This is a genomic window from Pseudomonas laurylsulfatiphila (genome assembly GCF_002934665.1).
Classification (GTDB): domain Bacteria; phylum Pseudomonadota; class Gammaproteobacteria; order Pseudomonadales; family Pseudomonadaceae; genus Aquipseudomonas; species Aquipseudomonas laurylsulfatiphila.
In genome coordinates this window covers 228,816-241,900 of the sequence record NZ_NIRS01000007.1, presented here as the reverse complement: position 1 = coordinate 241,900, position 13,085 = coordinate 228,816, and the positions used below count along the sequence as shown (strand labels likewise).

The window sequence follows — 13,085 nt, the reverse complement described above, 5'->3', positions numbered from 1 at the left end:
TTTTCATTTCGACGAAAGCAGAATCAAGCGTTCTGCAGATTGTCGAGGTAACGCTCGGCATCCAGTGCCGCCATGCAACCGGCGCCAGCCGAGGTGATGGCCTGGCGGTACACGTGGTCGGCCACGTCACCGGCGGCGAAGATGCCTTCGAGGTTGGTGGCGGTGGCGTTGCCGTCACGGCCGCCCTGCACAACCAGGTAACCGTCTTTCAACGTCAGCTGGCCTTCGAACAGCGCAGTGTTCGGGGTGTGGCCGATGGCGATGAACACGCCGTCGACTTTCACTTCGTCGAAGCTGCCGTCGTTGTTCTTCAGGCGGGCACCGGTCACGCCCATGTTGTCGCCCAGCACTTCGTCCAGGGTCGCGTTCAGCTTGAGCTCGATCTTGCCTTCGGCAACACGGGCGTTCAGCTTGTCGATCAGGATCTTCTCGGCGCGGAAGGTTTCGCGACGGTGGATCAGGGTGACTTTGCTGGCGATGTTGGCCAGGTACAGGGCTTCTTCGACAGCGGTGTTGCCACCGCCGACCACGGCAACCGGCTTGTTGCGATAGAAGAAACCGTCGCAGGTTGCGCAGGCGGAGACGCCTTTGCCCATGAACGCTTCTTCGGACGGCAGGCCCAGGTAACGAGCACTGGCGCCGGTGGCGATGATCAGGGCGTCGCAGGTGTAGGTCGCGCTGTCGCCAGTCAGGGTGTATGGCTTGGCAGCGAAGTCGACGGCATTGATGTGATCGAAAACGATCTCGGTTTCAAAACGTTCGGCGTGCTCGCGCATCCGCTCCATCAGCGCCGGGCCGGTCAGGCCGTGGACGTCGCCCGGCCAGTTGTCGACTTCGGTGGTGGTGGTCAGTTGACCGCCGGCTTGCATGCCGGTGATCAGCAGCGGCTTGAGGTTGGCACGGGCGGCATAGACCGCGGCGCTGTAACCGGCAGGGCCGGAACCGAGAATAATCACTCGCGAATGACGGACTTCAGACATGACCTGCTCCTGTTGACCGGCCCGGAACACCTGGCGCGGAACGCCGGATTGCCGGCTGGAATAAAAAAGAACGGTTGAAAGCACTTGGGGAAGGCTTGAACCCGACCGTCCTGTAAAAAGATTGGGTGCAGCGTATCGAGGGGGCGAAGATTAAGGAAATACGGATTAACAATCCAGCTCATAGGTGGTCTCTATGCAATCTGCCCGACGACATCGACGTCTTTGTTACAGTGAATGTCGATACCGCCACCGCGCTTTCGCCTGTGAAGCAAAGCCGGTAAGGTCGGCGCGTTTTCCCTCTGCCCGGAGCACCTTATGCCCGCCCCTGTTCTGTCCGGCCCGCAATACCTGCGTGAAGGCCTCAAGCTGGTGCTGAGCCCCAGCCTGCGTTTGTTTGTGTTGTTGCCGCTGGCGATCAACCTGGTGCTGTTCGTCGGATTGATCTACCTGGCCGGCCATCAATTCAGCCTGTGGGTCGACACGCTGATGCCGTCCCTGCCCGACTGGCTGAGTTTTCTCAGCTACATCCTCTGGCCGCTGTTCGTGGTGCTCGTCGTGCTGATGGTGTTCTTCACCTTCACCATGCTCGCCAACGTCATTGCCGCGCCATTCAACGGCTTCCTCGCGGAAAAAGTCGAAGTGGTTGTGCGCGGCACCGATGATTTTCCGGCCTTCAGCTGGGGCGAACTGATTGCGATGATCCCGCGCACCCTGGCCCGGGAAATGCGCAAGCTCGGCTACTTCCTGCCGCGGGCGATCGGGCTGTTCATCCTCTCGTTCATCCCGGTGGTGAACATCATCGCCGCGCCACTATGGCTATTGTTCGGGGTGTGGATGATGGCGATCCAGTACATCGACTACCCGGCGGACAACCACAAGCTGGGCTGGAACGAAATGCTTGGCTGGCTGCGCGAGAAGCGCTGGCAGAGCATGAGTTTTGGCGGGATTGTTTATCTGGTGTTGCTGATTCCGGTGGTCAACATCCTGATGATGCCGGCGGCAGTGGCCGGGGCTACGTTGTTCTGGGTGCGTGAGCGGGGTGCCGAGGCGCGGGGGATTCCTGCCCGATGACAGACGTCATGCAGGCAGCAAACTGGCAGAACCAGACCCTTCATCAGCGGACCTGATTCTCCCAGAGACGTTTGGTAAAAAACCTGCGGTAAGGACGCTTGATCCTTGCCGCAGATTCCTCAGGAGGGGCCGTACTCCGTCACCTTCGAATTTGACCGCCTGCAGCGGGGAGATGAAAACAGTTTCGCGAATTGCCCTCTCCGACTCGATTATTCAACTTGAAACATAATCATCCCGCTAGGCGAAGACATGCCGTTCACAAACGCCACCGCTTTGACGCCCTTGTGACCGCGGTCCCACGAACGGTTGTAACGCCAAAGACCAGGCATTAATTTTGTGGCCTCGCCCAGGAAACTACCGTCATAGTTCTGTATCTGAACAGCGCTCGCTGCAGGGTCACAGCCCACGACAATTGGCACAGGGCCTTGCCGGTATCGGCTATCGTCCATGGGTGCCGCAATCAATGGCGCATCGCTTTTTACGGACACAGTGAACCTTCGCTCTACGCTTGGATAGGAGGGCTCTCCATTCACAATCTGTCCAGTCCTGACGGACCACTGACCCACGATCCACTTATGGAGGTATCGCCACTTTTTGCCTTCAACGATAGCCTCGGCCCAGATGGTGTTATCCGGATTCAAAATGTGAACCTTGGCACCTTGTAAACAGTCCCCCGCTAACATCACGTATCCAGGGGCATGTTGACTGTCTTGTTGGGGGTGAAGAGTCGTTGGCGGATCCACCGCGACTGCGTCAGTTCCTTCTGCCACCTCTGACGAAAGTTGTAATTGATATGGATTTTTTGTCTGGTCGGTCATGATATTAGTGCTCCAGTTCGCGGCGGAATTGCCGGTAAGCGGTACCTTTTTAGCGCTGCGACAGCGTGCAAACAACCTCTCAAAACTGACAGTTCAGGCGAACGGTGCGCTGTTTCCTGAATCGGATTCTGCGTAACCGGCCTCGGTTTCAACTGCCCAGGCTTGATGAACACAAGTTTGCATCGTCACAAATCCATCATCCCGACGTCACACTGACGACATGGCCCCAGCCGACACTGAGGTCATGACGACAGCTCTGCATATCACCCTGATCACCGAAACCTTCCCTCCGGAAATCAACGGCGTGGCCAATACCCTGGGTCGCTTGTGCGACGGTTTGCGCGCGCGCGGGCATCAGGTGGAACTGGTGCGACCACGCCAGGGCTGCGACCAGCAGTTGGGCAGCGACGATGAATTGCTGCTGTGCCGCGGCTGGCCGCTACCGGGCTATCCCGGTCTGCAATGGGGTCAGTCGTCGATGCACAAGCTGCTGCGGCGCTGGACGCGTCACCGCCCGGATGTGCTCTACATTGCCACCGAGGGCCCGCTGGGCCTCTCGGCCTTGCGTGCGGCACGGCGTCTGGGGATTTCCGTGGTCAGCGGTTTCCACACCAATTTCCAGCAGTACTCCAACCAGTACGGCCTTGGCTTGTTCACGCGCCTGCTGACTCACTACCTGCGCTGGTTCCACAACCGCTCGACCATGACCCTGGTGCCCAGCGTCAGTCAGCGCATGGAGCTGGAACGACGGCATTTCGAGCGACTGGCGTTGCTCTCCCGAGGGGTCGACAGTGAGTTGTTTCACCCGGCCAAACGATTAAGTGCCCTGCGCGAGCAATGGGGACTGACCGAGGAAGACATCGCCGTCATTCACGTCGGACGCTTGGCCCCGGAAAAGAATCTTGGCTTGCTCAAACGCACCTTCAATACCCTCAAGGCCAGTTATCCCCAGCGCACCCTGAAACTGATCGTGGTCGGCGACGGTCCGCAGCGCCAGGAACTGCAAAACGAAATGCCCGAGGCGATTTTCTGCGGCACCCAGCGGGGTGAGGCCCTGGCTTGTCACTACGCGTCGGGCGACGTATTTCTGTTTCCGAGCCTGACTGAAACCTTCGGCAATGTGGTGCTTGAAGCGCTGGCCTCAGGGCTCGGCGTGGTGGCCTACGACCAGGCAGCGGCCGCCCAGCATATTCGTCATGGCTACAACGGTGTGTTGGCGATGCCGGGGGATGAAGAAGCGTTCTGCGATGCAGCGGCATGGCTGCTGGAGGACAGGGAGGCCTTGCGCAATGTGCGGCTCAATGCACGCCAGCATGCCAGTCGCCAGGGTTGGGCGACGATCATCGAGCAGTTCGAGGGACAGTTGCGGGGGGCTTGTGCCGGGGAGATGGTGGTGCCGAATGCACCCACCGTGCCTTGAATCTCTGGTGTTTTGGCGAACGTTATCGCCGGCAAGCCGGCTCCTACAGATTCTGAAAACACCTGTAGGAGCCGGCTTGCCGGCGATGGCGTCGATGCAGACGCTGCTTAAACCAGCGTCATCAACGCCTCGCGGCTGAACGGCAGGATGTCTTCCTCACGACCATCGCGCACTTTCTGTGCCCAGTCTGGGTCCACCAGCAACGCACGACCGACCGCCACCAGGTCGAACTCGTCGTTGTTCAGGCGCTCCAGCAGTTTTTCCAGGCTGGCCGGTTGTGCCACCTTGTCGGTGTTGACCATGAACTGCAGGAACTCGCCATCCAGGCCGACACTGCCCACGGTGATGGTCGGCTTGCCGGTGAGTTGGCGGGTCCAGCCAGCCAGGTTCAGCTCGGAACCCTCGAACTCCGGCTCCCAGAAGCGGCGGGTCGAGCAGTGGAAAATATCCACGCCAGCATCGGCCAACGGCTTGAGGAACTCGCCCAGCGCCTCCGGGGTTTGCACCAGACGGGCGGTGTAGTCCTGCTGCTTCCACTGGGAGAAGCGGAAGATGATCGGGAAACCTTCACCGACCGCGGCACGCACGGCCTGAATCAATTCAATGGCGAAGCGCGAACGGTTGGCCAGGCTGCCGCCGTATTCGTCGGTACGCTGGTTGCTGCCTTCCCAGAAGAACTGGTCGACCAGGTAACCGTGGGCACCGTGGATTTCCACGCCATCCATGCCGATGCTCTGGGCATCCTTGGCAGCCTGGGCGAATGCGGCAATCACGTCCTGAATATCCTGTTGGGTCATGCCGTGCACAACGACCTGGCCGTCCTTGATTTTTTCCGACGGGCCATAGCCTGGTACGTTGGCGTCCGGCTCGGTGCCGATACGACGTACGCTGCCCACATGCCACAACTGCGGAACGATCTTGCCGCCTTCGGTGTGAACGGCGTCGACGACTTTCTTCCAGCCGGCCAGGGCCGCGTCACCATAGAAATGCGGAACGTTCGGGTAGCCGTTGGAAGCCTTGTGACCGACGGTGGTGCCTTCCGTGATGATCAGGCCAACGCCTGCAGCGGCGCGGCGACGGTAGTATTCGATCACTTTGGAATTCGGCACGCCGCCCGGAGAAAAGGAGCGGGTCATCGGCGCCATGACGACACGGGTCGGCAATTCGAGGGTGCCGAGGTGGAACGGTTTGAACAGGGCTTTTACGGGCATGGGACGCTCCACGGAAGAAGGACTTTATGACGGTGATAATATGGAGAGTCCAACACATTGAACAGCATTATTGATCAGCGTGATTAAGGGTCAAAAGGCAGGGAGTACTGTAGGAGCAGCCGGTCGACGCTCGAGCGCTCGCGATGGGCTTGAGAACGTTGCGGGGTATCAGACTAGCAGCGTTATCGTTGACGACCATCGCGAGCAAGCTCGCTCCTACAGGGGGGGAGAATTTCAGCTCAGCGCTTTTTCAATCGCATGAACAATGGTCGGATCATCCGGCGCCGTACGTGGCGAGAATCGCGCCAGTACGCGGCCGTCCTTGCCCAGCAGGAACTTCTCGAAGTTCCAGGTGATATCGCCGGGGAATTCCGCGCCCTCGCCCGCCAGCAAGCGGTACAACTGATGACGGTCATGCCCGTTGACTTCCAGCTTGCTGGACAACGGGAAGGTCACACCATAGTTGAGGCTGCAGAAATCCTTGATCTCCTGCTCGGTCCCCGGTTCCTGCCCGGCAAACTGGTTGCACGGCAGGCCCAACACGCTGAAGCCTTTGCCCTTGTATTGTTGGTAGAGGTTTTCCAGCGCCGCGTACTGCGGGGTCAGGCCGCATTTGGAGGCGACGTTGACCACCAATACGACTTGGCCTTTGAAAGGTGCCAGAGGTAGCTCCTGTCCATCCAGGGCTGTCAATTTAAGGTCGTGAAAAGCACTCATGGCGTACTCCAGATTCCCGTGTTCTTCTCGAAACAGCCACTTGGCGGTGTCGTCAGGGACAGCCGCAGACTAAAAAGGCGCCCTCGGGGCGCCTCTCCAGTTATCTGAGCTTAGCGCAGAAATCAGTGATGATGGCCACCTTCGCCATGGACGTGGCCATGAGCGATTTCTTCCTGGCTGGCGTCACGGATGGCAACGATCTTGACCTGGAAATTCAGGCGCTGACCAGCCAACGGGTGGTTGCCGTCAACGGTCACGTCGTCGCCGTCCAGATCACGGATGGTCACGATCTGCATCTGGCCGTCCGGAGCGGAAGCGTGGAACTGCATGCCCACTTCCAGCTCGTCGACGCCTTCAAACATGCTGCGGCTCAGGGTGCTGACCAGTTCGGCAGCGTATTCGCCGTAAGCGTCTTCCGGTTCAACGGCTACGGTCAGCTCGTCGCCGACAGCCTTGCCTTCCAGAGCCTTTTCCAGGCCCGGGATGATGTTGCCTGCGCCTTGCAGGTAGACCAGCGGCGCGCCGCCGGCGGAGCTGTCGATGACCTCACCAGCGTCGTTGGTCAGGGTATAGTCGATGGAGACAGCCTTATTGGCGGCGATCAGCATGGGGCGAGACCTTTTGCATAAGAAGATTGAAAGGCCAAGTTTAGCGAAGCAATCGACCGAAAGCGAACACAACCCGGACAAACGGGATTCGACGGTCACAGGCTTCCATCAGGACGAGGACAGCCACTGGGTGGCCGAGCTTTCCTGCGGCCACACCCAACACCTGCGGCACCAGCCGCCTTGGCAATCGCGCGCCTGGGTCATGGACCCTGTGCAGCGACAGGAAAAAATAGGCCAGCCCTTTGATTGCGGTTGGTGCGCACAAGGCACGGTTAGCGATAACCTTGGCGACTGAATTTCGGTAATCGACCAGCCATAGGTCGTGACCATTGCCATGCACCTTCCAGAGAATCCGCATGCAAACTTTTTTTATCGCGCCCACCGACTTTGGTGTGGGTCTGACCTCCATCAGCCTCGGGCTGGTGCGTACCCTTGAGCGCGCCGGGCTCAAGGTCGGCTTTTTCAAACCGATTGCCCAGCCGCATCCGGGCGACACGGGCCCGGAACGTTCCACCGAACTGGTGGCGCGCACCCACGGCTTGAAACCGCCTCAGCCACTGGGCCTGGCGCATGTCGAGCGCATGCTCGGCGACGGCCAGCTCGATGAGTTGCTCGAGGAAATCATCACCCTGTATCAGCAGGCTGCCGTCGGCAAGGACGTGCTGATCGTCGAAGGCATGGTGCCGACCCGCAGCGCCAGTTACGCCGCGCGGGTCAACCTGCACCTGGCCAAGAGCCTCGACGCCGAGGTGATCCTGGTCTCGGCGCCGGAAAACGAAGTGCTGACCGAGCTCTCCGGTCGCGTCGAGTTGCAGGCGCAATTGTTCGGCGGCCCGAAAGACCCGAAAGTCCTCGGCGTGATCCTCAACAAGGTCAAGACCGAGGAAAGCATGGAGGCCTTCGCCACGCGCCTGAAGGAGCATTCGCCGTTGCTGCGCAGTGGTGATTTCCGCTTGCTCGGCTGCATTCCGTTCCAGCCGGAACTGAACGCCCCGCGCACCCGCGACGTCGCCGACCTGATGGGCGCGCAAGTGTTCAACGCCGGTGATTATGAAACCCGGCGCATGACCAAGATCATCATTTGCGCCCGCACCATGCGCAACACCGTGGAGTTGCTCAAGCCCGGCGTGCTGGTGGTGACCCCCGGCGACCGCGACGACATCATCCTCGCTGTCAGCCTCGCGGCCTTGAACGGCGTGCCGCTCGCCGGCCTGCTGCTGACCAGCGACACCCTGCCCGACCCGCGCATCATGGACCTGTGCCGCGGCGCCCTGCAGGCCGGGCTGCCGGTGCTGTCGGTGAGTACCGGCTCCTATGACACCGCCAACCTGCTCAATGGCCTGAACAAGGAAATCCCCATCGACGACCGCGAGCGCGCCGAAATCATCACCGATTTCATCGCTGGCCACCTCGATGCCAACTGGCTGCACCAGCGCTGCGGTACACCACGGGAGATGCGCCTGTCGCCAGCGGTGTTCCGCTATCAATTGATCCAGCGCGCCCAGGCGGCCAACAAGCGCATCGTGCTGCCCGAAGGCAGCGAGCCGCTGACCGTGCAGGCCGCCGCGATCTGCCAGGCCCGCGGCATCGCACGTTGCGTGCTGCTGGCCAAGCCCGAGGACGTGCAGGCCGTCGCCCGCGCCCAGGGCATCGAGCTGCCGCCAGGCCTGGAAATCATCGATCCGGACTTGATCCGCGAGCGCTACGTCGAGCCGATGGTCGCGCTGCGCAAAAGCAAAAGCCTCAACGCGCCAATGGCCGAGCAACAACTGGAAGACACCGTGGTGATCGGCACCATGATGCTGGCCCTGGATGAAGTCGATGGCCTCGTGTCGGGCGTGATCAACACCACCGCCAACACCATCCGCCCGGCCCTGCAGCTGATTAAAACGGCGCCCGGCTGCACCCTGGTGTCTTCGGTGTTCTTCATGCTGTTCCCCGAAGAAGTGCTGGTCTACGGCGACTGCGTGATGAACCCGCACCCGAGCGCCAGCGAACTGGCCGAGATCGCCCTGCAAAGCGCCGACTCGGCCGCCGCATTCGGCATCACCCCGCGGGTGGCGATGATCAGCTACTCCAGCGGCGAATCGGACAGCGGCGAGGAAGTCGAAAAGGTCCGCGAGGCCACTCTGCTCGCCCACGAACAACAGCACTCGCTGCTGATCGATGGCCCCTTGCAGTACGACGCCGCGGCCAACGAAAGCGTCGCCCGGCAGCTGGCGCCGAACAGTCAGGTGGCCGGTCGTGCCACGGTGTACGTGTTCCCCGATCTCAACACCGGCAACACCACCCACAAAGCCGTGCAGCGCAGTGCCGACTGCGTCAGCCTCGGGCCGATGCTGCAAGGCCTGCGCAAACCGGTGAACGATTTGCCGCGCGGCGCGCAGGTCGACGACATCGTCTACACCATCGCCCTGACTGCGATTCAAGCCGCCAACCGACCTATGGATGTGTAAATGCTGGACTTCCTACCCGCCCCGTTGCGCGGCGTGATCGCCTCGCTGCTGCTGGCATTGAACACGATTTTGCTCTGCTCGTTTCTGTTCTGCGTGGCGCTCGTCAAGGCATTGCCGTTCGCCCTCACCCAACGCATCGCGGGCTGGCTGATGAGCCATACCCATGAAGCCTGGATCAGCCTCAACAAAGGCTGGATGAACCTGGTTCGCCGCACGCGCTGGCATATCAGCGGCCTGCAAGGCCTCGACTACCGGCACTCGTACCTGATCACCAGCAACCACCAGAGCTGGGTCGACATCCTGGTGCTGCAATACGTGCTCAACCGACGCATTCAACCGTTGAAGTTCTTTCTCAAACAAGAGCTGATCTGGGTCCCGGTGATTGGTCTGGCCTGGTGGGCGCTGGGCTTTCCGTTCATGAAGCGCTACTCCAAGGCCTATCTGGAGAAGCACCCGGAGAAAAAAGGCAAGGACCTGGAAACCACCCGCAAGACCTGTGCGAAATTCCGCGACAACCCGGTGGGCATTTTCAACTTTGTCGAAGGCACGCGCTTCACAGAGGGCAAGCATGCCCAGCAGAAATCGCCTTTCAAGTACCTGCTCAAGCCCAAGGCCGGAGGCATTGCCTTTGTGCTGGATGCGATGGGTGAGCAACTGGAGTCCATCGTCAACGTGACCATCCACTACCCCGCCGGGCGTCCTGGCTTCTGGGACTTGTTGTGCGGGAACATTGCGGACGTGGTGGTGCACTTTGAAGAGCTGAAGATTCCGCCACAGTTCATCGGCAAGAACTACGACCAGGACGGTGAGTACCGCTTGCAGTTCCAGGGCTGGATCAACCAGTTGTGGCTGGACAAGGATGCTCTGCTTGCGCAGATGCATCGCGAGTATCCAGCGAAGTCTTGAGGTGCCTGTACTGGCCTCTTCGCTGGCAAGCCAGCTCCTACAGGAATTGCGCCGTACACAAGAAACGTGAACACCTCAAACACTGTGGGAGCTGGCTTGCCAGCGATGGCGATTTCAAGGACACAAAAAACCCGCCGATGATCACTCATCGGCGGGTTTTTCATTTCTGCCTAGCGCTTAAATCGCACCACGCTCGCGCAGCAGACCCAGCACTTGCTTGACGCCCATTTCCAGTGACACCGGTCGGAGCGTTATTGCACGCAAGCTTTACGAAGCCAGGCTGACGATTATCCACACGCAAACGCCATCTCAAGTTCAGCCTGACTCGGGCTTAGCTCTTAAGAGTGTCAAATAGCTAGTTAATCTGTATTAAACATCGGAGGTCAAACGTGAGGAGCAGAAAATCTAAACATACGGGCCGCTACACATAACCATCACTTCCTCCTGTACAGCAACCATATTCATCACCGCTGTCATCAGAGCCATCATCAACCTCAAGCGGCCCAATGGTTACAACTGGGATAACGTCAGGAGGTGGAGCCGGTAAAACAGGAGATATTGGGGCATATACCCCTCCACCACCAATATTCTCATCGAAAACAGGTACCGCTGAGGGCTGTAGCTCTCCGGTTTCAGATATCCAATTACAGGAAAGCATCTGATTGCCGTAGACATCCCTCAGGGTGTTTTTGTGGACAATCTGCATATCGGGCGCACATACATAGTCAAGGTAGCTTTCCAACCCTTTATCGCTGAAGAAATTCTTGGCATTTGTCGCAATAGTATCGAGGACTTCCGAGTTATAAATCGAATATATCCCGGTACCGATAGCTACAACACTCAAGGTAGCAACAACCGAAAATGGCGCAGCTAGCAAAACAGCCATGGTTGCAATCACCCCCGCAACATTACCTACCAGACTGACAACGTCACCCGTCTTGATTGCGCGCCCATCTCTGAAGTCGATCCCTATTTTTAGAAAAGTTATCGTACCGGCGACTACATTGGCGGGCATATTTACAATCGGAACATAAGGGCCTGCCAACTTTGTCACAGAGGTAACACTCGCTATCACAGCACCGGTTTGCGCCGACTGACTCAGCAACACCATTCCAGTTCCATTGACTAAAAACTGATCTGCTACTGCAGTCGCCCCTGAACCAATAGTTACACCATCATTGACGACAGCTACAAATATTTCGGCTTTCCCGGCCATATATTACTCCATAATCACAGTTTTGAACGCAAGCGTCATCCTTACCTGATCACACTTTACTGAAGGCGATCTCGCCGCATGTGGAATTCGCCCATCAAAAATCACCACACGCCGCGATTTTGGAAGTACTGATTTAATAATATTTTCTTTTTTGTCATCGTAAAATACAAGCTCACCTCCCCAGGAAGTTGGCCAGTGTTCATTACAAAATACGATCACTGTCATCCCTGGGTGCGTCTTGTTATCCCGATGTATAATCGTGTCCTGCCCAAATGTTTGCCCATTTGCATAAACACCTAACAATGTGATTTTGAAATCATGTAATATTGATAGCCTTTCCCAGAAGCCGACAAGAAAACGCCAAGATTCACTTTTACCTAATTCATCCAAACATGATTTCCGATCCGGCCGACCTTTACCCGCAATAAAAACATGCCAACAAGGTCTAACAAACGGAAGCTCCTCATAATTTGGCCAGTTGTATCTCCAAACTGAGCCCTTGAGTTGAACATTTATACATTCCTCCTCCTCCCGAGTTAAAAAGTCGTCAATTACAAATACCTCACCATCAACCTTATTTATTTTCACAAGCCATCCTTTTAGCTGCACACCTGTTCCAAACACCAGTCCAAAAAATAATATAGAGAAAATACAATGACGAAATAAACACCAAAGAAAGTATAAAATAATTATCAACATTAACTGAATTAATCCAGCGCAATATATCCTGACGACTTATCAACAACCCATAATTATCATCATATACTCCCCAAACAAATTTTTTACTTCGATCAGAATCTACCGCCACCCACAGCTTTCGCGGCTTATCAAAGTTCGCGTACACAACATCGCGACTCGAAGCCTCAATGATATATTTATAAGCAGCGTCATCAGCCCCAACCCTCAGATACAAAAAAGACGTAGTCTTTGAAGCTTGCGAAAGCCCTCTATATAAAAAAGCTTCTTTCATAACCAACTCATCAGAAACCGGAGGAACATCTACCAACTTACTAAAAATATAAAGAGAAAAAATAAAATACAACAATAAAAAAATTGCACAAAAAACGATCTCAAAAACACTAGAAACATAACCAACCGGAACTGGAAAAAATTTATTTCGCACACCTTGATCCTCGAACGCAAGCTTACTTCTTAAGCCACCACCTACTTCCTTGCAATTGCTTCACTTGATACAAGCTGAGCGAAAACGTTTCTACGCTACCGCAAACACTATTCTCATTTACAAAACAATTAAACTTCACAACTTCCGACTTTTTTGTAGTCCATTTCCGATCAAGGATTCTGGCTATTTCTTCTGACTTTAGATTTCACAGGCTTCCTGGTTCTGGGACCTGCTATGTGGATGCGTGAAAGACGCGGTGGTGCGTTTTCAGCAGCTGAAGATTCCGCCACAGTTCATCGGCAAGAACTACGACCAGGACGGTGAGTACCGCTTGCAGTTCCAGGGCTGGATCAACCAGTTGTGGCTGGACAAGGATGCTCTGCTTGCGCAGATGCATCGCGAGTATCCAGCGAAGTCTTGAGGTGCCTGTACTGGCCTCTTCGCTGGCAAGCCAGCTCCTACAGGAATTGCGCCGTACACAAGAAACGTGAACACCTCAAACACTGTGGGAGCTGGCTTGCCAGCGATGGCGATTTCAAGGACACAAAAAAACCCGCCG

General features: G+C 57.0%; 13 protein-coding genes and 1 pseudogene. 6 read left to right on the top strand and 8 right to left on the bottom strand.

The window, feature by feature from the left end:
- Positions 1 to 23: 23 nt before the first annotated feature.
- A complete protein-coding gene (gene trxB, locus CD175_RS25955) occupies positions 24 to 980 on the bottom strand; it encodes a thioredoxin-disulfide reductase (protein WP_104450963.1) in 957 nt (318 codons plus the stop codon).
- A gap of 315 nt (positions 981 to 1,295) precedes the next feature.
- Between trxB and cysZ the strand changes: the two genes are divergently transcribed.
- Positions 1,296 to 2,051, top strand: a complete 756-nt coding sequence (cysZ, locus tag CD175_RS25945; RefSeq protein ID WP_104450962.1) for a sulfate transporter CysZ — start codon at positions 1,296 to 1,298, stop codon at positions 2,049 to 2,051.
- Positions 2,052 to 2,260: 209 nt separating this feature from the next.
- On the opposite strand, the gene CD175_RS25940 is transcribed toward cysZ, so the two are convergent.
- The gene (locus tag CD175_RS25940; RefSeq protein WP_146094607.1) at positions 2,261 to 2,869 is read right to left on the bottom strand and encodes a hypothetical protein; all 609 of its coding nucleotides are present in this window, start codon (positions 2,867 to 2,869) and stop codon (positions 2,261 to 2,263) included.
- A gap of 220 nt (positions 2,870 to 3,089) precedes the next feature.
- Between CD175_RS25940 and CD175_RS25935 the strand changes: the two genes are divergently transcribed.
- Entirely contained in the window at positions 3,090 to 4,289 is a 1,200-nt protein-coding gene (locus tag CD175_RS25935; RefSeq protein WP_104450960.1) for a glycosyltransferase family 4 protein, read from the top strand.
- A gap of 107 nt (positions 4,290 to 4,396) precedes the next feature.
- Here the strand turns inward: CD175_RS25935 and CD175_RS25930 are convergent, their stop codons facing one another.
- The 3 genes from CD175_RS25930 to CD175_RS25920 form a co-directional block, all read right to left on the bottom strand.
- Positions 4,397 to 5,500, bottom strand: coding sequence for an NADH:flavin oxidoreductase (locus tag CD175_RS25930; protein WP_104450959.1), 1,104 nt, complete (start codon positions 5,498 to 5,500; stop codon positions 4,397 to 4,399).
- Between the two features lie 234 nt (positions 5,501 to 5,734).
- Positions 5,735 to 6,217: a glutathione peroxidase gene (locus CD175_RS25925; RefSeq protein ID WP_008046206.1), complete on the bottom strand. Its 483-nt coding sequence runs from the start codon at positions 6,215 to 6,217 to the stop codon at positions 5,735 to 5,737.
- A gap of 122 nt (positions 6,218 to 6,339) precedes the next feature.
- Complete coding sequence (locus CD175_RS25920) at positions 6,340 to 6,825, bottom strand: FKBP-type peptidyl-prolyl cis-trans isomerase (protein ID WP_007942189.1); 486 nt, start codon at positions 6,823 to 6,825, stop codon at positions 6,340 to 6,342.
- Between CD175_RS25920 and CD175_RS25915 the strand changes: the two genes are divergently transcribed.
- The 3 genes from CD175_RS25915 (at position 6,794) to CD175_RS25905 (ending at position 10,187) form a co-directional block, all read left to right on the top strand.
- Positions 6,794 to 7,120: a DUF3565 domain-containing protein gene (locus CD175_RS25915; protein ID WP_104450958.1), complete on the top strand. Its 327-nt coding sequence runs from the start codon at positions 6,794 to 6,796 to the stop codon at positions 7,118 to 7,120. The two genes, CD175_RS25920 and CD175_RS25915, sit on opposite strands and share 32 nt — an antisense overlap.
- Positions 7,121 to 7,181: 61 nt before the next feature.
- Positions 7,182 to 9,281 (top strand): phosphate acetyltransferase, encoded by a 2,100-nt coding sequence (pta, locus tag CD175_RS25910; protein WP_104450957.1) that lies wholly within the window; start codon positions 7,182 to 7,184, stop codon positions 9,279 to 9,281.
- Entirely contained in the window at positions 9,282 to 10,187 is a 906-nt protein-coding gene (locus tag CD175_RS25905; protein ID WP_104450956.1) for a 1-acylglycerol-3-phosphate O-acyltransferase, YihG family, read from the top strand.
- A gap of 421 nt (positions 10,188 to 10,608) precedes the next feature.
- Here the strand turns inward: CD175_RS25905 and CD175_RS25900 are convergent, their stop codons facing one another.
- From CD175_RS25900 to CD175_RS31485, 3 genes are read right to left on the bottom strand one after another with little or no spacing between them, the layout of a single operon-like run.
- Positions 10,609 to 11,403, bottom strand: coding sequence for a hypothetical protein (locus CD175_RS25900; protein ID WP_104450955.1), 795 nt, complete (start codon positions 11,401 to 11,403; stop codon positions 10,609 to 10,611).
- 3 nt (positions 11,404 to 11,406) lie between these two features.
- A complete protein-coding gene (locus CD175_RS25895) occupies positions 11,407 to 11,991 on the bottom strand; it encodes a 2OG-Fe(II) oxygenase (protein ID WP_104450954.1) in 585 nt (194 codons plus the stop codon).
- A complete protein-coding gene (locus tag CD175_RS31485) occupies positions 11,978 to 12,526 on the bottom strand; it encodes a hypothetical protein (RefSeq protein ID WP_146094606.1) in 549 nt (182 codons plus the stop codon). Before CD175_RS31485 ends, CD175_RS25895 begins: the two co-directional genes overlap by 14 nt.
- Before the next feature lie 220 nt (positions 12,527 to 12,746).
- Here CD175_RS31485 and CD175_RS25890 point away from each other — a divergent pair.
- Positions 12,747 to 12,947 (top strand): annotated as a pseudogene (locus tag CD175_RS25890) (acyltransferase); the annotation flags it as partial.
- Positions 12,948 to 13,085 lie beyond the last annotated feature (138 nt).

What these genes read in the sequence shown, in the direction of transcription:
- CD175_RS25930 (WP_104450959.1), bottom strand. Translation starts at nt 5,500, where the DNA reads ATGCCCGTAAAAGCCCTGTTCAAACCGTTCCACCTCGGCACCCTCGAA.
- CD175_RS25900 (WP_104450955.1), bottom strand. Translation starts at nt 11,403, where the DNA reads ATGGCCGGGAAAGCCGAAATATTTGTAGCTGTCGTCAATGATGGTGTA.
- CD175_RS25935 (WP_104450960.1), top strand. Translation starts at nt 3,090, where the DNA reads ATGGCCCCAGCCGACACTGAGGTCATGACGACAGCTCTGCATATCACC.
- CD175_RS25925 (WP_008046206.1), bottom strand. Translation starts at nt 6,217, where the DNA reads ATGAGTGCTTTTCACGACCTTAAATTGACAGCCCTGGATGGACAGGAG.
- CD175_RS25915 (WP_104450958.1), top strand. Translation starts at nt 6,794, where the DNA reads ATGGAGACAGCCTTATTGGCGGCGATCAGCATGGGGCGAGACCTTTTG.
- CD175_RS25940 (WP_146094607.1), bottom strand. Translation starts at nt 2,869, where the DNA reads ATGACCGACCAGACAAAAAATCCATATCAATTACAACTTTCGTCAGAG.
- CD175_RS25905 (WP_104450956.1), top strand. Translation starts at nt 9,282, where the DNA reads ATGCTGGACTTCCTACCCGCCCCGTTGCGCGGCGTGATCGCCTCGCTG.
- cysZ (WP_104450962.1), top strand. Translation starts at nt 1,296, where the DNA reads ATGCCCGCCCCTGTTCTGTCCGGCCCGCAATACCTGCGTGAAGGCCTC.
- pta (WP_104450957.1), top strand. Translation starts at nt 7,182, where the DNA reads ATGCAAACTTTTTTTATCGCGCCCACCGACTTTGGTGTGGGTCTGACC.
- CD175_RS25920 (WP_007942189.1), bottom strand. Translation starts at nt 6,825, where the DNA reads ATGCTGATCGCCGCCAATAAGGCTGTCTCCATCGACTATACCCTGACC.
- trxB (WP_104450963.1), bottom strand. Translation starts at nt 980, where the DNA reads ATGTCTGAAGTCCGTCATTCGCGAGTGATTATTCTCGGTTCCGGCCCT.